General features: G+C 65.7%; 21 protein-coding genes, 3 tRNA genes and 1 pseudogene. 17 read left to right on the forward strand and 8 right to left on the reverse strand.

Annotation, left to right across the window (positions count from 1 at the left end):
- Positions 1-150: 150 nt before the first annotated feature.
- Positions 151-226, reverse strand: a tRNA-Gly gene (locus ACR2MZ_RS08515).
- Between the two features lie 203 nt (positions 227-429).
- On the opposite strand from ACR2MZ_RS08515, the gene ACR2MZ_RS08520 reads away from it, so the two are divergent.
- Positions 430-1,617 carry a cation:proton antiporter gene (locus ACR2MZ_RS08520; protein WP_434004636.1) on the forward strand — a complete coding sequence of 396 codons (1,188 nt, stop codon included), beginning with the start codon at positions 430-432 and terminating at the stop codon, positions 1,615-1,617.
- 15 nt (positions 1,618-1,632) lie between these two features.
- Here ACR2MZ_RS08520 and ACR2MZ_RS08525 read toward each other — a convergent pair whose 3' ends face one another.
- The gene (locus ACR2MZ_RS08525) at positions 1,633-2,577 is read right to left on the reverse strand and encodes a LysR family transcriptional regulator (RefSeq protein ID WP_434004637.1); all 945 of its coding nucleotides are present in this window, start codon (positions 2,575-2,577) and stop codon (positions 1,633-1,635) included.
- 160 nt (positions 2,578-2,737) lie between these two features.
- On the opposite strand from ACR2MZ_RS08525, the gene tal reads away from it, so the two are divergent.
- From tal to ACR2MZ_RS08550, 5 genes and pseudogenes are all read left to right on the forward strand, one after another.
- A complete protein-coding gene (gene tal / locus ACR2MZ_RS08530; protein ID WP_434004638.1) occupies positions 2,738-3,904 on the forward strand; it encodes a transaldolase in 1,167 nt (388 codons plus the stop codon).
- A pseudogene (locus ACR2MZ_RS08535) lies at positions 3,901-4,824 on the forward strand (phosphoribulokinase); the annotation flags it as partial. The gene tal and the pseudogene ACR2MZ_RS08535, both read left to right, overlap by 4 nt.
- A gap of 102 nt (positions 4,825-4,926) precedes the next feature.
- Positions 4,927-6,390, forward strand: a complete 1,464-nt coding sequence (locus tag ACR2MZ_RS08540; RefSeq protein WP_434004650.1) for a ribulose-bisphosphate carboxylase large subunit — start codon at positions 4,927-4,929, stop codon at positions 6,388-6,390.
- Complete coding sequence (locus ACR2MZ_RS08545) at positions 6,390-6,821, forward strand: ribulose bisphosphate carboxylase small subunit (protein WP_434004639.1); 432 nt, start codon at positions 6,390-6,392, stop codon at positions 6,819-6,821. Before ACR2MZ_RS08540 ends, ACR2MZ_RS08545 begins: the two co-directional genes overlap by 1 nt.
- Entirely contained in the window at positions 6,814-7,764 is a 951-nt protein-coding gene (locus ACR2MZ_RS08550) for an AAA family ATPase (protein WP_434004640.1), read from the forward strand. The genes ACR2MZ_RS08545 and ACR2MZ_RS08550 overlap by 8 nt, the downstream gene beginning before the upstream one ends.
- A gap of 129 nt (positions 7,765-7,893) precedes the next feature.
- On the opposite strand, the gene ACR2MZ_RS08555 is transcribed toward ACR2MZ_RS08550, so the two are convergent.
- Positions 7,894-7,964 (reverse strand) — tRNA-Gly (locus ACR2MZ_RS08555).
- Positions 7,965-7,976: 12 nt separating this feature from the next.
- Positions 7,977-8,053: transfer RNA gene (locus ACR2MZ_RS08560), tRNA-Glu, on the reverse strand.
- Between the two features lie 214 nt (positions 8,054-8,267).
- Between ACR2MZ_RS08560 and ACR2MZ_RS08565 the strand changes: the two genes are divergently transcribed.
- Positions 8,268-8,999 carry a DedA family protein gene (locus ACR2MZ_RS08565; protein WP_434004641.1) on the forward strand — a complete coding sequence of 244 codons (732 nt, stop codon included), beginning with the start codon at positions 8,268-8,270 and terminating at the stop codon, positions 8,997-8,999.
- Between the two features lie 54 nt (positions 9,000-9,053).
- Here ACR2MZ_RS08565 and ACR2MZ_RS08570 read toward each other — a convergent pair whose 3' ends face one another.
- The gene (locus ACR2MZ_RS08570; RefSeq protein WP_434004642.1) at positions 9,054-9,569 is read right to left on the reverse strand and encodes a MerR family transcriptional regulator; all 516 of its coding nucleotides are present in this window, start codon (positions 9,567-9,569) and stop codon (positions 9,054-9,056) included.
- 386 nt (positions 9,570-9,955) lie between these two features.
- Between ACR2MZ_RS08570 and ACR2MZ_RS08575 the strand changes: the two genes are divergently transcribed.
- From ACR2MZ_RS08575 to ACR2MZ_RS08620, 10 genes are all read left to right on the forward strand, one after another.
- Entirely contained in the window at positions 9,956-10,225 is a 270-nt protein-coding gene (locus ACR2MZ_RS08575; RefSeq protein WP_434004643.1) for a DUF2277 domain-containing protein, read from the forward strand.
- Positions 10,226-10,235: 10 nt separating this feature from the next.
- Positions 10,236-10,637 (forward strand): J domain-containing protein, encoded by a 402-nt coding sequence (locus ACR2MZ_RS08580; RefSeq protein WP_434004644.1) that lies wholly within the window; start codon positions 10,236-10,238, stop codon positions 10,635-10,637.
- A gap of 86 nt (positions 10,638-10,723) precedes the next feature.
- The gene (locus tag ACR2MZ_RS08585) at positions 10,724-11,230 is read left to right on the forward strand and encodes an RNA polymerase sigma factor (RefSeq protein ID WP_434004645.1); all 507 of its coding nucleotides are present in this window, start codon (positions 10,724-10,726) and stop codon (positions 11,228-11,230) included.
- Complete coding sequence (locus ACR2MZ_RS08590) at positions 11,227-11,814, forward strand: Asp23/Gls24 family envelope stress response protein (protein WP_338182125.1); 588 nt, start codon at positions 11,227-11,229, stop codon at positions 11,812-11,814. Before ACR2MZ_RS08585 ends, ACR2MZ_RS08590 begins: the two co-directional genes overlap by 4 nt.
- A gap of 134 nt (positions 11,815-11,948) precedes the next feature.
- Entirely contained in the window at positions 11,949-12,134 is a 186-nt protein-coding gene (locus ACR2MZ_RS08595; protein WP_338182122.1) for a hypothetical protein, read from the forward strand.
- An 18-nt stretch (positions 12,135-12,152) separates the two neighbouring features.
- The gene (locus ACR2MZ_RS08600) at positions 12,153-12,683 is read left to right on the forward strand and encodes an Asp23/Gls24 family envelope stress response protein (protein WP_338182119.1); all 531 of its coding nucleotides are present in this window, start codon (positions 12,153-12,155) and stop codon (positions 12,681-12,683) included.
- Positions 12,680-13,048 carry a hypothetical protein gene (locus tag ACR2MZ_RS08605; protein WP_338182116.1) on the forward strand — a complete coding sequence of 123 codons (369 nt, stop codon included), beginning with the start codon at positions 12,680-12,682 and terminating at the stop codon, positions 13,046-13,048. Before ACR2MZ_RS08600 ends, ACR2MZ_RS08605 begins: the two co-directional genes overlap by 4 nt.
- Complete coding sequence (locus ACR2MZ_RS08610) at positions 13,045-13,590, forward strand: hypothetical protein (RefSeq protein ID WP_434004646.1); 546 nt, start codon at positions 13,045-13,047, stop codon at positions 13,588-13,590. Before ACR2MZ_RS08605 ends, ACR2MZ_RS08610 begins: the two co-directional genes overlap by 4 nt.
- Entirely contained in the window at positions 13,590-14,171 is a 582-nt protein-coding gene (locus ACR2MZ_RS08615; RefSeq protein WP_338182111.1) for a hypothetical protein, read from the forward strand. The genes ACR2MZ_RS08610 and ACR2MZ_RS08615 overlap by 1 nt, the downstream gene beginning before the upstream one ends.
- Before the next feature lie 204 nt (positions 14,172-14,375).
- On the forward strand, positions 14,376-14,891 hold the full coding sequence (locus tag ACR2MZ_RS08620; protein WP_338182109.1) for a class I SAM-dependent methyltransferase: 516 nt from the start codon (positions 14,376-14,378) through the stop codon (positions 14,889-14,891).
- 104 nt (positions 14,892-14,995) lie between these two features.
- On the opposite strand, the gene ACR2MZ_RS08625 is transcribed toward ACR2MZ_RS08620, so the two are convergent.
- From ACR2MZ_RS08625 to ACR2MZ_RS08635, 3 genes are read right to left on the reverse strand one after another with little or no spacing between them, the layout of a single operon-like run.
- A complete protein-coding gene (locus ACR2MZ_RS08625; RefSeq protein ID WP_434004647.1) occupies positions 14,996-15,763 on the reverse strand; it encodes a glucose 1-dehydrogenase in 768 nt (255 codons plus the stop codon).
- Positions 15,764-15,772: 9 nt separating this feature from the next.
- Positions 15,773-16,252: a methyltransferase family protein gene (locus ACR2MZ_RS08630; RefSeq protein ID WP_434004648.1), complete on the reverse strand. Its 480-nt coding sequence runs from the start codon at positions 16,250-16,252 to the stop codon at positions 15,773-15,775.
- On the reverse strand, positions 16,252-16,431 hold the full coding sequence (locus ACR2MZ_RS08635) for a hypothetical protein (RefSeq protein ID WP_434004649.1): 180 nt from the start codon (positions 16,429-16,431) through the stop codon (positions 16,252-16,254). Before ACR2MZ_RS08635 ends, ACR2MZ_RS08630 begins: the two co-directional genes overlap by 1 nt.
- Positions 16,432-17,780: the final 1,349 nt, after the last annotated feature.

A 17,780-nucleotide genomic window follows, 5' to 3' on the forward strand; every position in this document is an offset into this window, starting at 1 on the left:
CGCAGAGCCTAATCAGCGGTCACGAGGAGGGGCTAACGGAGCAGGGGGATCTGCCACCTGAGCCATCTTCGGCAGCCAGCATGAAAGCCATCCCTGCCCCGCCAGCGTCCATGAAGAAAGGTAGGGCCGCATGAACTCGAAGAGAGACGGTGGAGCGGGAGACGGGGCTCGAACCCGCTACCTCAACCTTGGCAAGGTTGCGCTCTACCAGATGAGCTACTCCCGCGCCCGACCGCTCAACATTACCCGACGAAGGGCAGGTTCAGCCGACCGCCGTCCGGCTTCGCGGCCTGCGCCGCGTCCCTGCCAGACGGCTGGCCGGCGACCAGGGTAACCGGGGTGCATTTGGTCGCACTTACCGCCTGAATTCGACAGGCGCAGCCGGCGGCGACCTTCCCTTCTTCCCTGCGTCAGCTACAAAGATGTCAGATGTTCACTTCGCTGGCTCTGCTCGTTCTGGCCGGCCTGGCAGGCCCGCTGCTGGCCGGGGGGAAGAGACAGCTGGCCCCTGTGCTGGTGGGCGAGCTGATCGCTGGGGCGGTTCTGGGCAGGACCGGCCTGCACCTGCTCGACCCGGGCGCCCAACCCTTCCCCGCCTTCTTCTCGCTGGGCTTCGCCATGCTGATGCTCACCGCGGGCACCGAGGTCGACCTGGGCTCGAAAGACTTGCGCCAGGGAGCGCGGCGAGCAGCCCTGGCGCTGCTCGTGACGCTCGCGGCCAGCATCCCTGTCGGGTTGGCGATTGGCGCTCTGCTCCAGGTCAAGCCTCCCCAACTCTTCATAGTGCTGTTGGCTGGCAGCTCGGCGGCGGTGGCCTTTCCCACGATCCAGGAGCGAGGGCTCACGGGCCCTGCAGTGGCAATGCTCCTTGCCTGGATCACCCTCGCCGACGCCATGACCGCGCTGGTCATGCCGCTCACCCTGACCGGCGTCGGCCGACTCCCTGAGGCAATCCTGGGCGACGCACTGATCGTGGCGGTGGCAGCCGCTGCGATCTTCGCCGGGCGCCGGCTCTTCAGAACGGCGCTGGCGGATGAGGCCAAGAGCGAGTCGAAGCACAGGCACTGGGCCCTGCAGCTGCGGATTTCGGTGCTCCTGCTCCTGGCGCTTGCCGCCATCGCTGAACACACCAACGCCAGCCTGCTGGTCGCGGGCTTCGCGGCCGGCATTGTGTTGCGCCAGTTTCATGAGCCGCACAGGCTGGTCCATCAGCTGACAGGTCTGGCAACGGGCTTCTTCGTGCCGGCCTTCTTCGTCCTCTTGGGAGCGACACTGGATCTGAACGGCTTGGTCCGCTCCCCTGTGGCCATGGCTCTGGCGCTGACGATGGCGGTTACGGCCACCGCCGTGCATTTGCTGGCCGCGCTCGTGGCCGGGAAGGAACGGAGGGTGCCCTCCGGCCTGCTGGCGTCCGCTCAGTTGGGCCTGCCGGCGGCCGCCGCGGCCCTGGGCCTCGCCAGCGGCGCCCTCTCCCCACCCCTGGCGGCGGCCCTGGTCGCGGGTGGCTGCCTGACACTGATCCCGGCGACCGCCGGCGCCATGCTGTTGGCGGCCGGTCGAAGCGCAACGGAGCTGGCGCCAGCGAGCGCTGGAGGCCAGTCGGCGGAACCGCCGTAGCGGGCTGACGGCCGGCTACTCGCTCGTCAAGGGAACGCTCAGCTGCTGCCGCCAGTCTGGAGCCAGGAGGTGCTTGCGAAAAGCCTGCGCAGCAGGGCTCAGGATGCGCTCCTTTGTCCACACCACGTGCCATCTCCGACTGACTGGAAGACCCCTGACGGGAACGATGGTCAGGTGGCCCAGCTCCACCTCCAGTCGAACCGCATAGGTGGAGAGGATGGTGACCCCCAGCCCTCTGGCCACCGCCCGTTTCAGGGCGCCGTTGCTGGCCATCTCCATGTCTGGCTGCGGTTCCACCCCGTGCTCGCGCAGGATCGCCTCCGCCGACTCCCGGGTTCCCGAGCCGACCTCCCGGAGCAGTAGCGGACCGTCCAGCAGTTCAGCCGGTTCGACCCGCCCACGCTGGGCCAGGGGGTGGCTGGGCGCGCTGAAACACTTGAGCTCGTTGTTCAGGAACGGCGCCGCGTCGAGCAGGTCATCCTCCCAGAGCCTCCCGGCCACTCCGATATCGGCGTCACCGCTCAGCAGCAGCTCGCGGACTCGCTGGCGGTTGACCACGTCGAGGCTGAGGGCGATCTCGGGATGGCTCTGGCGGAACGCCGCCATGGCGTCAGGCAGCACGTAGATGCCCACAGTCGTATCGGCGGCGATCCTGACCGAGCCGCTCTTCAGACCAGCGATGTCGTCGAGTGCGTCGCCTGTCTCGCGGACCAGGGCCAGGATCCGACCCGCCCGCTCATATAGAGCCGTTCCGACCTGGGTCAGCTCGATGGTCCTGCGGCTCGACTGGAACACTGCGAAGCCGATCGACCGCTCCAGCGCCTGAATCTGGTGAGTCACTGCCGACTGCGTGAGAGCGAGGGCCTCCGCGGCGCGGGTGAATCCGTGGAGGTCCACCACCGTCTTGAAGATCCGTAGCTGGTGAAGGGTGATCCGGCGCTCGAGGATGGAGGTAAGCATGATTGATGCCTCATGATTATATGCTTGGAATGATCTTGACAGCATCGTCTGCCGGAGGTACGCTCCGCCCATGGACCAACCGATGCGGCTCTACCTTGACCGCCGGCACCGGCTCGCCGACCGACACCGGCCTCCAGCTGAACAAGAGCCGGTTCAACGCGTGACTCGGTCACAGAACCCGCTCCTAGAGCTGCGAGCTTGGGGCCAGAGTCCCTGGTGTGACCAGCTCAGCCGCCGGCTGCTGTCGTCCGGGCAGCTGGGCAATCTCGTCTCGAGGCAGGGCATCGTGGGCCTCACGTCAAACCCGACCATCTTCCGCAACGCCCTCGCGGAAGGCGATTGGTATGACGCCGACATCCGCACGACCGCCGCAAGTGGCATGGGCACCAAGGCGATCTACGAACAGCTGGCCGTGCATGACATCCAGGCGGTGGCCGATCTCTTGGAACCCGTCTACCTGAAGACCGACCGGCGCGATGGCTACGTGAGTTTTGAGGTCTCGCCTGACCTCGCCTACAACGCGGAGGAGTCCGTCGCGGAGGCGCGCAGATTGTGGGCCGCCGTGGACCGCCCAAATCTGATGATCAAGATCCCCGGCACGCGGCCGGGGCTATGGGCGATCACGATGCTGCTTGCCCAAGGTGTCAACGTCAACGTCACGCTGGTGTTCGGCCTTGAGCGGTATCGCCAGGTGCTGGCCGCCCATGCTGCGGGGCTGTTGGGCGCGCTCGAGAACGGCCATGATCTCCCCGACATAGCGTCGGTGGCCAGCTTCTTCGTGAGTCGGGTCGACACGCTGGTGGACCGGCTGCTCGACTTTAAGGCGGCCATCGCCACAGACCCAGTCGAGCAAACCCGCCTACTAGGGCTTAGGGGCAAGGCGGCCATCGCCAACGCCCGGGCGGCCCGCAGGATCTGGGAGCACTGGCTGGAGACGGGTTCCATGCCTGCCCTCCTGAGCGCCGGCGCTCGGCCCCAGCGACTGCTCTGGGCATCCACGGGAACGAAGAACCCCGCTTATCGCGACGTCCGCTACGTCGAGGAGCTGATCGGGCCCGCGACCGTGACCACTCTCCCGCTGGAGACCATCGCGGCGTTCGCCCAGCATGGCCGGATCCGCGGCGCAACGCTGACCGATGAGTCAGCGGTGACCGACAGCGCTACGACGCTGGAGGCGCTGGCAGAGGCCCGGATCAAGATGGAATCGGTTGCCGAGGAGCTGGAGTCGGCAGGGGTGAAGCTCTTCGCTGATTCTTTCGCCCAGCTGCTCCAAGGCGTTGAGGCGAAGACGCAGGCGGTGTTGGTGGGGGAGTCCGCCTCGCGATGAGCGACCTGAACACCAACCGCCGGCCGATCTTCATAGGCATCGGCGGTGACAGCGGAACCGGCAAGACGACCATCACCTCCGGCTTCTTCAGTATGTTCGGCCCGGACCAGATCACCTCGATCTGCCTCGACGACTACCACTCGCTGGACCGGCGCGAACGAAAGCTCGTCGACGTCACACCACTCAATCCGCGGGCCAACAACTTCGCTCTCATGGAAGAGCAGATCTGGGCGCTGAAGCGCGGTGACCGGGTCGAGAAGCCCGTCTACGACCACAGCGACGGCACATTCAAACCGCCGGAATCCGTTGAGCCCCGCGAGGTGGTGGTCATGCAGGGCCTACACCCGTTCCTGGTGTCGGGCATCAGGCACGCCTTCGACCTCAAGGTCTGGCTCGATCCAGAGCCTGAACTGAAATTGCGCTGGAAAGTTCAGCGCGACGTCGCCAAGCGTGGTTACACGCGCGAACAGGTGTTGGCCGAGCTCGAAGCCCGCCGGCAGGACGCCGAAGACCACATCCTGCCGCAGCGCCAGCACGCGGATATGGTGATCCGCTTCAGCCGGCCGGACTCATCGGCTGACATGGACCATCTCAACGTCCAGATCCTGCAGCGGCACACCCTGCCCCGCCTCGCTTTCGACCACGAGCTGTATGCCACGGACGCGCTCCGACTCGAGCAGGACGTGCTCGACGAGGACGGCCGCCGAGCGGACGTAATCGCGATCGACGGCCGGATCACGAAGGGGGCGGCCCAGCTGGTTGTTGACAACGTCTGGGCGCACGTCGACGGCCGTCACGGCCACGTTCACCGCGTGCCGCCTCAGATGCTCGGCAGATACGAGGCGGCCGCACGCACCGGCCGTCACAGCGACCCGCTGGCCCTGACCCAGCTCATCCTGGCCCATCGCATCCTGTCGGCCCAGAAGTCATTCCTGCTGCGGGTCAACGAACACGAGCACGCCGAGCTGGCGGCCGACCAGGGCACATGTGAGGTGGCCAACCAAACCAATGGAGGTAACCGCTTGCAGGTCACAGCTGAAGAGCGCGCGCAGTCCCGTTGGGCTGCCGGCGTCATCCCTTACAAGCAGATGGGCTACTGGCGGCCGGACTACGAGCCTGACGACACCGACGTCCTGGCCGCCTTCCGGATCACGCCCCAAGTGGGCGTCGACCCGGAGGAAGCGGCGGCCGCGGTGGCGGGCGAGTCCTCCACCGCGACGTGGACCGTGGTCTGGACCGATCGCCTGACAGCTCTTGACAACTACCAGGGCAAGGCCTACAAGGTGCTGCCCGTCCCTGGCAGCGATCCGCCGCAGTTCATCGCCAACATCGCGTACAAGCTCGACCTCTTCGAGGAAGGGTCGATCGCCAACATGGCCTCCTCGATCATCGGCAACGTGTTTGGCTTCAAGGCCTTGAAAGCACTCCGGCTGGAGGACGTTCGGATCCCCCGCGAATACGTCAAGACATTTCAGGGACCGCCGCACGGCATCGTCAACGAACGCGAGATGCTCAATAAGCACGGCCGACCCCTCCTGGGCGCGACCACCAAGCCCAAACTCGGCTTGTCCCCGCGGAACTATGGGCGAGTCGTCTATGAGGCGCTCCGCGGCGGACTCGACTTCGTCAAGGACGACGAGAACACCAACTCCCAGCCGTTCAACCGCTGGCGCGAGCGCTACCTGTACTGCATGGACGCCGTGCAGCACGCGATGGCGGACACGGGGGAGATCAAGGGTCACTACCTCAATGTCACGGCAGCCAGCATGGAGGAGATGTACGAGCGGGCGGAGTTCGCTCGGGATCTGGGCAGCGTGATAGTGATGATGGACCTCACGGTCGGTTTCACCGCCATGACCTCGATGTCACGCTGGGCCCGCAAGAACGGCGTTCTCCTTCACCTCCACCGCGCCGGTTACGCCACGTACGCCCGGCAGAAGAACCACGGCATGAACTTCAGGGTTCTCGCCAAGTGGTGCCGGATGCTGGGCGTCGACCACATCCACTCAGGCACCGTGGTCGGCAAGCTGGAGGGCGACCCGAGGGCCATCCAGGGCTACTACGACACGCTGCGCAAAGATTTCATCCCCCGGGATGGGGCGACCGGTATCTACTTCGACCAGGACTGGGTCCATATGCCAAGCGTCATGCCTGTCGCGTCAGGCGGCATTCACGCCGGCCAGATGCACCAGCTGCTGCACTACCTGGGCGAGGACGTGGTCCTCCAGTTCGGAGGTGGCACGATCGGCCACCCGCAGGGCGTTGCCGCTGGAGCGACCGCCAACCGAGTGGCCGTCGAGGTGATGATCCAGGCGCGCAACGAAGGGCGCGACTATCTGCGCGAGGGCCCTGACATCCTGCAGCGCGCGGCGCTCTGGTCGCCTGAGCTGCGGGCCGCGCTCGAGGTGTGGGGCGAAATCAGCTTCGACTACGAGTCCACCGACGTGCCCGACATGGTCGAAACGCCAATGCCGGTGGTGTCCTGATGCTGATCACCCAAGGCACCTTCTCCTTCCTGCCCGAGCTGACTGACGAGCAGATCAGAGCTCAGATCCAGTACGGCCTGGACAACGAATGGGCTGTCGCTATCGAATTCACCGACGACCCTCATCCGCGCAACTCCTACTGGGAGATGTGGGGGATGCCGATGTTCGACCTCAAGTCCGCTGAGGAGGCTCTGCGCGAGGTCAACCGGTGTCGCGAGGCCTTCTCCCACCGGTACATACGGGTGAGCCTCTACGACGCCAAGCTCACGCGGCAGACCATCGCACTCCAATTCATGGTCAACCGCCCGGCTGAGGAGCCGGGCTTCCGGCTCGAGCGTCAGGAAAGCAAGGATCGAATGGTGCACTACACGCTGCACTCCTACGCCAGCGAGCGCCCCTCCGGCCAGAGATACGGCGAAGGCGATGCCTGAGCAGTTGGCAGCGCCTCCGACCCGTTCTCTGGGCCCGGGGTCGCGCGTCCGCGAACAGCCTGCGGAACTCAGTCAGGAGGAGGCGCTCCAGGCCCTTCGTGACGGGAGCGTGAAGGCGGTGCTGGACCAGCTCGACCAGGATCTGGTCGCCCTGCACGAGGTCAAGGGCCGCATCCGTGAGATTGCGGCCCTGCTGCTGATCGAGCGAATGCGCAGTGCTGCCGGGCTGGTTTCGAAGCCGCCGACTCTTCATATGTGCTTCACGGGCAACCCTGGCACCGGCAAGACGACGGTTGCGATGCGCATCGGTGAGGTACTGCACAAGCTCGGCTATGTGAGGAAAGGCCATGTGGTGGTCGTCACCCGGGAAGACCTGGTTGGCCAGTATGTCGGGCACACGGCACCCAAGACCCGGGAGGCATTGAAGCGGGCCATGGGCGGAGTGCTCTTCATCGACGAGGCGTACACGATCTACCGGCTTGACAACGAGCGTGACTACGGCCAGGAGGCGGTGGAGCTGCTGCTCCAAGCCATGGAGAACGATCGACAGGACCTGGTGGTCATCTTCGCTGGCTACAAGGACAAGATGGAGCGTTTCTTCGCCGATGTGCCCGGGATCAGCTCCCGGATCGCGCACCACATCGATTTCCCTGACTACCGGGACGACGAGCTGATGGCGATCGCACGCCTGATGCTGGATGCCGAGAACTATCAGCTGTCCGCGCCGGCCGAACGCGCTTTCCAGGAGTACTTTCGCCGCCGCCGGGAGCAGCCGAACTTCGCCAATGGGCGCAGCGTTCGCAACGCGCTCGACCGCGCCCGTATGCGCCACGCCGTGCGGCTCTATAGCACGGCGCTAGCTGACGGCCATGCTCCAACTGTCGAGGAGCTGACAGTCATCGAGCCTGCCGACATTCTCAAGAGCCGCGTCTTCAAGCCATAGCTGTCAACCGGGCACCTCCGAACTATGAGGTCGAGCGGTGCTCAGGGACACCATGGGCAGACAGCTGTTGCGAGGCTGGAACGGGTATCGACTGGAGCGGGTGATGGTGCGCGAGTCCAGCACACCGGGAGCGGGTGACGGGAATCGAACCCGTGTAAACAGCTTGGAAGGCTGCCGCACTACCATTGTGCTACACCCGCCTGGAGGTCGTTTGGTGGCCCGTACGGGCTTCGAACCCGTGATCTCCGGCTTGAAAGGCCGGCGTCCTAGTCCACTAGACGAACGGGCCGCGCCGGGCCCCCATTCTATCGGCCAGGCCCTTTGGCGGCTGGTCCGCCGGCCGGGCTCGAGCGAGCATGGCGACGAGACGCAGGCATCGTCGCTGCCGCCTGAGCGGATCACCTTGTGGCACTTGCCTGACAAAGCCGCACACTGAAGGGGTGGGATCTCCATCACACCCCGAGCGGATTGTCGCCAGGAGCGCCGGCCCTGGCCGACGGTCGATGTTGCGTCGGCGGTTACTGCCTTTCGGCCTCCCCCTGGCGATCGCCCTCCTCGTTATAGCGATCGCGCTGCTCGAAGGTGATCTGCCCGAGGCGGTCCGCGACATAACTCGCGCCGTCCGCGGCTTTGTCAACCGCGCCGGGCCAATCGCCAGCATCGCGCTGCTCTACGTGGAGGAGTCAGGCGTGCCGCTGCCGGTACCGGGCGACGTTTACGTCATCTACCTCGGCCACCAGGCAGGCTTTCAGCTGCTCAAATGGGTCGGCGCCTGGCTGGCGGTGATCACCGCTGTAACGGCCGGCGCCACCAACATGTACCTGATCGCAAGGCGCTGGGGCCGGCGGCTGGTCAAAGGCCGACTCGGGGTTGCCATCCATCTCAATCCAGAACGGCTGCATAAGGCGGAGGGCTGGTTCCAACGCTGGGGCGCGCTGGCCATCATCTTCGGACGGCACGTCCCCGGCATGCGGATTCCCATCACGGTTGCCTCCGGCATCTTCCAGGTGCATTACCCCACGTTTGCCGGCTCGGTCGCCGTCTCAACCGCGATCTGGGCTGGCGTGTGGCTGTTCCTGGGCGCCCGGTACGGCGGCCGTGTAAGCACTTTCCTGGGCCATCACGCCTGGACCACCCCACTCTTCATCGCTGGAGTGCTGCTGCTGGGGCTGTACGTGGGCGTCCGAGCCCTGCGCGCTAAGCCAGAAGAGGCGGCCGAGCTCTCAGCCGAATGAGCCAACTAGGCTGTTGACTGGGAGGTGCGCCTCCCAGCCCAGCCCTGGTGCTCACTAAGCGCAGCAGGAGCACTCGCAGGCGGAATCCTGAGTGCCGCAGCACTCGGGACAGCACTGCTCCTCGCAGCACGCGACGTCTTGAGCCATCAATTTCACCTCCTCTTCGGTTGGTAACCAGCAGGCGCAGTCACCGAGGTGACCGCAGCCGGGCCCCTGCGCACGCTGCAGTCGCACGTGGAGGGCTTGCAGCTGCCGCTGGAGAGCGCTGAGTTCGGCCAACCGCCGCTGGGTCTCGGACAGCCGATGAGCCACCACGTGGCGCAGCCGGCCTCGATCCTCCTCCGCTGACGCCGCGTGCTCGCGGAGGAGAGAGCGGATCTCGCGGACTGAAAGACCGAGCGCCTGAGCCCGGCGGACGAAGGCCAGCCGGCCCAGCATGTCCTCTCCGTAGAGTCGATAGCCGGCGTCAGAGCGTCGGGCCGGTGGCAGGATGCCTGCCGATTCGTAGTAGCGCAGGGCTGAGCTGGAGAGACCGCTGCGCTTGGCGAGCTGACCGATTCGTAACTCCATGCCGCCACCGTAAGCCCTGAAGCCCGCTTGAAGGTCAAGCCGGCGCCGCCCGACCGCTTTGGGGCGCCCGCGCACATACCTGGGACAATGGGGACGAGGTTGCGAGCCGGCCATGGAGCGCCGAAAAGGCGACTACGGCTTCGATGCACCTTACGGACCGCTGTTGCTCAGCCTCGGCGGTTTGGCCCTCCTGGCTGGAATACGCTGAGCGCCTGCGCCTGCTATCCATGGCAGGTATCGAGTTGCGGTCGCTTGGCTGGCGGTTCTGGTACGGCGGTCCTTGGCTGGCCGCCAGCCTTGTCACCTGCGTCAAGCCCGGCTGACTCGGCTACGCCTCGACCGACCTGGAACAGAGCCGCCTGTCCCTTCGGAAGTACGATTTCGGCATGTGCCGCAATATTCGCCCGCTGTATAACCTGGATCCCCCTGCGACCAAGGCGGAGGTGCATGACGCCGCGCTGCAGTACGTGAGAAAAATCAGCGGCTCGACCAAACCGTCCCGGCTCAACACCGACGCGTTTGAGAGGGCTGTCGAAGGAATCGCGGACGTTTCTTACCGCCTCCTGAACGACCTGGTGACGCCAGCTCCGGCCAGAGATCGAGAGGTTGAAGCAGCCAAGGCCCGCGCGCGAGCCGCCGTCCGATACGCAAGCTGAGTCCGTCGCGGTGAGTAGCAGGGGTCCCAACCTCTACGAGTTGCTGGGCGTGGATCGAGAGGCGACGCCTGCCGAGATCGGTCGAGGTTTCAAGCGAGTCATTCAGCTCTGGCATCCCGACCTCCACGCGGAAGTCCAAGCGACAGAGAAGACCCGCAACCTGCTGGACGCCTGGAGGGTCCTTCGAGACCCTGCCCGGCGAGCTGGGTATGACGCCAGCTCCCTGAACGTTCGTACGCAGGCCCCCGGCAATGTGCAGTTTGTCCGGCGAGCATCGCTGCTCCGGAGGCTCGGCGGCGGAGGATTGGAGTGTGTGAGCACGACCGCGGGCTTGCTTTTGCGCCACCACCGCCGGTCGGATGGCCGTCGCCGAGCGGAGCGTCAGCGGCAACCCCGGTCGCCAGCACTGTAGGTACCCTTCGCTGAGTGGGGGAAGACTGGCCTTCTCCAGCCCCGGTTGGGCAAGGCTCAAACGACTCCCTGAGCGACTCGACGCTGGTGGCGCTGGCCCGGTCGGGCAACGCCAACGCCTTCGAGCAGCTCGTTCGCCGTCATCAGGTTAGGGTCTTCAGGATCGCGCTGGGGATGCTCGGGGACCCCAGGGACGCTGAAGATGCAGTCCAGGAGACCTTCCTGCAGGCCTGGCGTGGCCTGCCGCGATTCCGCTCCCAGAGCACGTTCTCGACCTGGATCTATCGCATAGTGACCAACCGCTGTCTCAATCTGCGCCGATCCAGGAAGCCGAGCCAAACTGTGCTCTGGGATCAGGAGTCGGGGGCTCCTGGGCCAGGCGAGCTGAACGAGGCTCGCGACAGGCTGCGCGTCCTGCGGAGGGCGATCCTGGGATTGACGCCCGAGCAGCGGGCCACCTTCGTGCTCCGGCACCTGGAGGGACGCGGGTATGAAGAAATCGTGGAAATTCTCGGGATCTCCCTGCCAGCGGTGAAGAGCCGGCTCCACCGGGCGCGCCTCGAGTTGGCGATTGCCCTGAGCGAATGGAAATGAGCGAGCGGCTCCCAGCGCAGCTGCAATGCGGCGCCCAGCTAGCCGATCTGCTCGAGCAGGTCTCGACCGGGCAAACGAAGGCCCTCACACCGCATCAAATTGAGTGCCCCTACTGCACGGCCGCCTTGAACCGGCTGGTGAACTCTTGGCAAGACATCGAACGCCTGCGAGCCGAGCCTGTACAGCCTTCGCCTGAACTGCTCCACCGGGTGATGCGCCGGATCTGGGCGGGGCTCGACGACTGGCAGGTCGAACTGCGTGGCGGACGAGGGATGACGCGAGTCTCAACGGCAGTCTTGAGCTCCCTGGCCTTCTGGGCAGCCGCAGCCGCCCCCGGAGTGCGACAGGTCTTCCAGGCACAGTCGCGAGAGGTTGGGATCGAAGGCCCCGACCGACCTAAGAAGAGGCGCCAGCGGCTGGTCTCACGTGAGAACCTGCGCATCGAGATCGAGCTCAGCATCCACTACGGATTCAGCGCGTTGGTGGTAGCCGAACAAGTGAGGCGAGCCGTGATCGCCCACGTCTTGGAAACGACGGGCCTTGACCTGCCAGAGGTGGAGCTGACTATCGCGGACGTGGGCTGAAAGTCCACGCCCCTGCGAAACTCTTGCGGCCTCTCGGGTTCTAAACCTGCGTGAGTGCTTCTGTAGTGGCGTGGCCCGGATCGCCGAAGACGAAGATTGGGCCTCCCGTTCAGCTCGTTGCCAGGAGGTGGTGAATGTCCAATCGCCAGTTTGGTTTCGTGGTCGGGTTCTTGTTCATCTGGCTCGCCGCAAGCCAGTCTTTCTGGGTGGGCCTGGCTGCCCTCCTGGTCGGGCTGGCCGGGTACGGCGCAGCCAGAGTAGTTGAGGGCGATTTCGACGTGGCCCAACTTACCGACCGCTTCACATCAAGTCGCAGATAACAAAAGGAGACCGAGATCATGGATCAAGACAAGATCAGTTCGCAGGCAGCTGTCACCACGCCTAGCTCAACCGGGACCGCACCTGGAGGCGGGTCGCGTAGCCCAGCTGTGAGCCGGCCCGGGGCGGCCCTGACCAGCGGCGACCGGCACGCCTCACTCACGACTGAGCGGGGGAACACCCGAATTGCTGACGGCGTGGTCACCAAGATCGCGGCGCTGGCGACCCGAGAGATCCCAGGCGTCCATGAGATGGGCAAGGGGTTCGCTCGCGCCCTCGGTGGGTTGCGTGCTCGTGTGCCTGGGCAGACTGAGGATCAGAGCACCCAGGGCGTCAGCGTTGAGGTGGGCGAGCGACAGGCCGCCATCGACCTCGACGTAGTGACGTACTACGGCCAGAGCATAGTTGACGTGACAGAGGCTGTGCGTCGCAACGTGATCGAGAGGGTCGAGAGCATGACAGGCCTGGAGGTGACTGAGGTCAACATCATGGTCGACGACCTCGTCGTCGAAGGCGAACCTCAAGCGCCGGCCGAGACTCGGGTGCAGTGATCGAACGATCCGACCACCCGGGCGTTATCGCCCAAGAGGTGGCTCTAGGCGTCGCCGGCGTTCCCGGCGTCGCCCGCCTTTCGGCAGGTGGTGCAGTGGAGGCCGCCACCTACTTCGCCGGCGGCAAGACGGCCGGTGTGGTCGTCCGCGAGGACCAGGTGGTTGTCCACATCGTGGTCAACGAGCTGCCGATCGCTGAGGTCACCGAGCATGTCCGTGAGGTGGCTCAAGAGGCGCTTCAGGCGCTCGGAGCCGCTCGTCCCGTCGAAGTGGTGGTCGAGGACCTCGAGGTTGAGCAGCTGCCGCGGATCCTCCACTCAACTGCCCTGCCCCCGCTGAAAGCGCGAATGGCAAGAGTCCGATGAGGGTGTTCAACCGTCTGGTCATGGTTGTCCTGGCCCTCCTGCTGGTCGTAGCCGGGCTGTGGGCACTGGCCATCAGCATCGTGCACGCGCTGGGCATCGGGTGGCGGCCTGATTGGTTGCGCTACTTCGATCAAAGCCTCCATCAGGCTCTGAAGACCCTATCCACCCTCCAACTCGCGGACTGGCGGGTCCTGGCTTCGGCCGCCGCGCTGATCGTTCTTGGCCTCCTGCTCCTGCTGCTCGAGCTGCGGCCATGGCCGCCTCTGATCGTCTTTCTGGACGAGGACGACACGGCGAGTTGGTGGCTTCATCGGGCCGCCTTCGAAGGGATGCTGGGCTCCTTACTGATCAAGGAGACGACGGCCGTCGGGGTGCGCGCTCGGCTGCGCGGTCGCCGAAGCTGGCGTCTCCGGGTCGACGCGGCCGGGTCACCCCGGATGCGAGGGGAGGTCGAGCAACTCGTGCACTCGAGTCTGGAGCGGTTGGGGCGCGCTGATGACAGCGCCATCCGAGTCAGCATCCACGAAGCTCGGGTGGCCTGATGGCTGTCTTCAATCGTCTGCTCGCCACCCTTCTTGGCCTGGTCCTGCTCGCGGTCGGAGGCACCGGACTCGCCTTGGGCTTAGGGGCCTTGGGTTCAGGCTTCACTCAGCTGGCACCGGTGCCGGCGGCGATCGAACAGCTCGCCTCGGCTCCCAGCCAGAACGGCCTGATTGGCCTGGCTCTGGCAGGCCTTCTGGCTCTCCTTGTGGGTCTCGTCGTGCTGCGCGCTGAGCTGAGAGTGCCCGGTCAGCCGCGCATGGCCGACCTGCACTACTCACAGTCGAGCGCTGAGTCGGGGTTCGGCCACGGCCGAACCGTGGTTCGCGCTGGAGGCCTTGAGCACGGTATCAGACAGAGCCTGCAGAGCCTCCCCGCGGTTGTCCGCGCACACGCTCAGCTGGCTGGGCCCTCGGCCCGGCCGAACCTGCTCATCGACCTCGAGATGGATGCCCAGACTCAGCTCTCAACACTCAAGTCGGAGGTGGGGCAGGCGATAGAGCGCTTCCGGTTGACGTCGGGAAAACAACCCTCGACCGAGGTTCAGATCCGCTTGGTCAATGCTCGGCGGCCGGTGAACTGACGGCTGCTTCGCCGGCTCCCGCAGGCAGCGATGTGATGGCTTCCAAAGAAACGGGCGGCAGCTGAGGGGCCCCCGCGCGCTCAAAGCTTCGGGCGGGTGATCGCAGCGGGGGGCAGCGGGGCATCTGAGTTGCCTTCTGTACCTGACGATGCCGCTGCGCGGAAGTTCATTCAGCTCACTAAGGGGCAGCCGCCGTGGCCGCGTTTGGTTCGGGCGGCTGACCAGGTTGGCGGCGGCGACGCCCTCGATTTGGGCTGCGGAGCCGGACGGGACACTGAGCACCTGCTGAACCGGGGCTTCACCGTGACAGCTGTCGACTCCTCAGCCTGGGCCGGGGCCGCCCTGAGTCAGATGCCGCATCAAGCCCGTCTGGATTTCATCCAGTCGAGGATCGAGGACTTCCAACCAATGACCTACGACCTGATCAACGCCCAATACGCATTGCCCTTCATTTGCTCCGATCTCTTCAAGGGTTGCGTGGCTCGGTTGATCGCCGCCCTCCGACCGAAAGCGGTGCTGGCAGCTAACTTCTTCGGACCACATGACGAGTGGAACGTAGCCGGAGATCACAGGACCTTCGTCACCCGGGCCGAAGTGGAGGCCATGCTCACCGACCTGGAGCTCATGGAGCTGTCCGAGGAGGACAAGGACGGCGAGACTGCCTTTGGCACCACCAAGCACTGGCACGTCTACCACGTGATCGCGCGTCGAACCGCCTAGCCAAGGCGGCCCTGCTTGGCCGGCTGGGCTTCGAACGATTGCCCGCACCACGCGAACCGCAGACCGGGCTGATGCTGGCCCGGCATCATGGGCGTCTGCGAGCTCTACTCGGGTGTGACGTAAGCGGCAGTCAGCCCGCCGTCGACCAAGAACGTAGCGCCGTTCACGTAGGAGGACTCGTCTCCGGCCAGAAACAGGGCGGCGCTTGCGATCTCGCACGGCGTGGCCAGCCTGCCCATCGGCAGGTGGATCCGGCGCCGCTCGTACGCGTCCGGATCGTCCGCGAAAAGGCGCGTCAGCAGCGGCGTCGCGACCGGTCCGGGGCAGAGCGCGTTGACGCGGACACCCTGGCGCGCGAACTGCACAGCGAGCTCGCGGCTGAGAGAAAGAACCGCCCCCTTGGAAGCGGTGTAGGCGATCTGCGAGGTGGCCGCCCCGACGAGCGCGACGAAGGAGGCGACGTTGATCACAGAGCCGCCGCCGCGCTCCAGCAAGTGCGGGATGCCGTACCTGCAGCAGAGGTACACCCCCTTGGCGTTGACGGCCTGGACGCGATCCCAGGCATCAGGCCCGGTGACCAGGATGGAGCCATCCTCGGGCGGCATGATGCCCGCGTTGTTGTAGAGCACGTCAATGCCGCCGTAGCGCCGGACGGTCTCGGCGTACATGGCACTGACGCTCTCGGAGTCGCTGACGTCAACCTCGTGGAAAAAGGCGTGCCGAGACTGGTCGGCTGTCAGCTCACCTTCTGGCTGCCTGACGTCGGCGACGCAGACTCGCGCCCCTTCCTCCAAGAAGAGCAGCGCGGCCTCGCGCCCGATACCAGCGGCGGCACCAGTGATGACGGCGACCTTGCCGTCCAGCCGTCCCATACTGGCAGCTCAGAGCCAGCGCCGGACGCGCTGCCGGTACCCCGTGTAGTCGGCTCCGAACCGCTGCTCCAAATAGCGCTCCTCGCGCTGGATGACGCCCCGATCCACCACCGTCAGGGCGCCAGGCAGCAAGATCAGCGGCCACCGACCACGCGCCGCCAGGGCCAAACCCAAGTAGCCGAGGGCCATTCCGACGTAGCCAGGGTTGCGGGTGCGCCGGAAAGGACCGTCTTGCACCAAGGCGGTCGGCGGCTTGGTCACATCGACTGGAGTACCTGCCCGTTGCATGGTTGCGACGAACCAGCCGGCCAGACCGATCCCGGCAGCCCCCAAAGGCAGCCCCGCGACGCGCAGCGCTCGGGGCAGGGGCGGGGGCGGGGGCGGCAGGAGCCGATCCAGGAGGAAGCCGCCCAGCAGCGGTGCCAGGAAGAGCAGGGGCGGTGGAGCGATGACGCCCGGCCCGCGCTGCGTGATGGGTTTGCTCTCCATCAGCCGATGCGAAGCCGCACCGACGCGCCGCCCGAGCAGTCCTCGGACAGCCCGATGTCGCCGCTGAAGCGGCGGGCGCAGCCCGGGCCATCGCCCTTACTGCCGTGGGCGCCCGGCTGTGGACCGGTGTCGCCAGGTCGCCAGCGTTGGGACTCACTGCTCTGCGAGCTTTCGCTCATGCGTACCTCCCCACAACGGAACTGTACCGGCCGCATGCCGAGCAGCCGGCGCCCCGAGGGGGGGAACGCCTGCGGGTTCGGGTATCCCGGTTGACGGCCCGGCACGACTCACTCTGTTCGAGCGCCTGATCGTCTCCCCCAGCGCTCCGGTGCACACCCGACCGCCAAGCTGAGGCGTGGTGGGCGGCGACGGGATCGAACCGCCGACCTCTAGCATGTCAAGCTAGAGGTGTGAATTTGGAGTCGGAATCGTGCCGTTTTGAGTTCGGAGACACCTCTAGCATATTAGTTAGGACGTATCCCATAGCTCTAGCTTGATGCGCTCACACGGGAGGATAGGCAAAGTGGAGCTAGCGCGGAAAAAAGTGGAGGAATCGCGGTCTCGGTCGCGGAGAAGCCGGGCCGGGTCTGGGCCTCAGGGGTGTCGCCCTTCCTCTACGGAGCCGGGCTACAGAGGGACCCCATGCGAGCCCAGCCCGGCGAGAACAAGCAAGCGCCCCCGCATCGCATCTAGCGCGGCTCACCACCAGCTTAGCCATCAGATTGCTCAGCGACCAGGTTGAGCCGGAAGCGATCGCGAGCCGTGCCTTCAGGCCCAGGACTGCTGGGACCAAGACAGAAGAAGCCCAGCTTTTCGTAGAAACGCCGGGCCGGGACTGCGCCCGGATGGTCCTGTCCGAAGGTGACCACGTCGACGATGGCTGGGGACGTGAGCGATCCAGGCAGGCGCAGACCAGATTGCCGCCGATGCGGATACGTCGCTCGTCCGCCGCCACGGCCAGCCATCCGATCTCGTGATGGCGTGCCCTGGGCGTCCTCCAGAGGATGGGCTACGCACTCCGAGCAGCCGTGATCCGGGCCACCCCGTGCCGGGTCGCACACAGAATGCGCTGCCTGGTGCGATGTTGCGTCTGAGAATTGCCTGGTAGATCGGGTCAGTAGACATGTGCTCGCCGAACAGCACTTCCACGTCCGCGGCCAGGCGCAGCCAGGGCTGCAGGTCTGCCTGAACGGCCGGCACAACCATGGTCTCGTGAGGCGACGGCCTGGCTATGGTCAGGCATCACCCCCCAGGCAACGCGAAGGCGACGATGGCCCGTGTGGCACCGAAGGTCACAAGCTCGGCTCCAACAGTGATAACCGCGATGCCGAACAGCCCGCCAACGACGGGCACCCGCCTTGGCCGCGCGCTTGGAGTCAGGCCGTGAGCCCACCGGCTAGGCTGTCCTCTCCCCGAGTAGACGCGACACCTGGAGGGTCTTCCAGGTTGTAGCGGCGGCGCGATTCTGTAGGTGCTTGACCAACCTGCAGAGGAGGCACCGCCATGACCAATGATGACGTCATCTACC

It is taken from the genome of Candidatus Dormiibacter sp., assembly GCF_050999135.1.
Classification (GTDB): domain Bacteria; phylum Chloroflexota; class Dormibacteria; order Dormibacterales; family Dormibacteraceae; genus Dormiibacter; species Dormiibacter spiritus.

Coding starts and splice junctions, on each gene's coding strand:
- ACR2MZ_RS08520 (WP_434004636.1), top strand. CDS start 430: ATGTTCACTTCGCTGGCTCTGCTCGTTCTGGCCGGCCTGGCAGGCCCG.
- ACR2MZ_RS08525 (WP_434004637.1), bottom strand. CDS start 2,577: ATGCTTACCTCCATCCTCGAGCGCCGGATCACCCTTCACCAGCTACGG.
- ACR2MZ_RS08545 (WP_434004639.1), top strand. CDS start 6,390: ATGCTGATCACCCAAGGCACCTTCTCCTTCCTGCCCGAGCTGACTGAC.
- ACR2MZ_RS08550 (WP_434004640.1), top strand. CDS start 6,814: ATGCCTGAGCAGTTGGCAGCGCCTCCGACCCGTTCTCTGGGCCCGGGG.
- ACR2MZ_RS08565 (WP_434004641.1), top strand. CDS start 8,268: ATGTTGCGTCGGCGGTTACTGCCTTTCGGCCTCCCCCTGGCGATCGCC.
- ACR2MZ_RS08570 (WP_434004642.1), bottom strand. CDS start 9,569: ATGGAGTTACGAATCGGTCAGCTCGCCAAGCGCAGCGGTCTCTCCAGC.
- ACR2MZ_RS08575 (WP_434004643.1), top strand. CDS start 9,956: ATGTGCCGCAATATTCGCCCGCTGTATAACCTGGATCCCCCTGCGACC.
- ACR2MZ_RS08590 (WP_338182125.1), top strand. CDS start 11,227: ATGAGCGAGCGGCTCCCAGCGCAGCTGCAATGCGGCGCCCAGCTAGCC.
- ACR2MZ_RS08595 (WP_338182122.1), top strand. CDS start 11,949: ATGTCCAATCGCCAGTTTGGTTTCGTGGTCGGGTTCTTGTTCATCTGG.
- ACR2MZ_RS08600 (WP_338182119.1), top strand. CDS start 12,153: ATGGATCAAGACAAGATCAGTTCGCAGGCAGCTGTCACCACGCCTAGC.
- ACR2MZ_RS08610 (WP_434004646.1), top strand. CDS start 13,045: ATGAGGGTGTTCAACCGTCTGGTCATGGTTGTCCTGGCCCTCCTGCTG.
- ACR2MZ_RS08615 (WP_338182111.1), top strand. CDS start 13,590: ATGGCTGTCTTCAATCGTCTGCTCGCCACCCTTCTTGGCCTGGTCCTG.
- ACR2MZ_RS08625 (WP_434004647.1), bottom strand. CDS start 15,763: ATGGGACGGCTGGACGGCAAGGTCGCCGTCATCACTGGTGCCGCCGCT.
- ACR2MZ_RS08630 (WP_434004648.1), bottom strand. CDS start 16,252: ATGGAGAGCAAACCCATCACGCAGCGCGGGCCGGGCGTCATCGCTCCA.
- ACR2MZ_RS08635 (WP_434004649.1), bottom strand. CDS start 16,431: ATGAGCGAAAGCTCGCAGAGCAGTGAGTCCCAACGCTGGCGACCTGGC.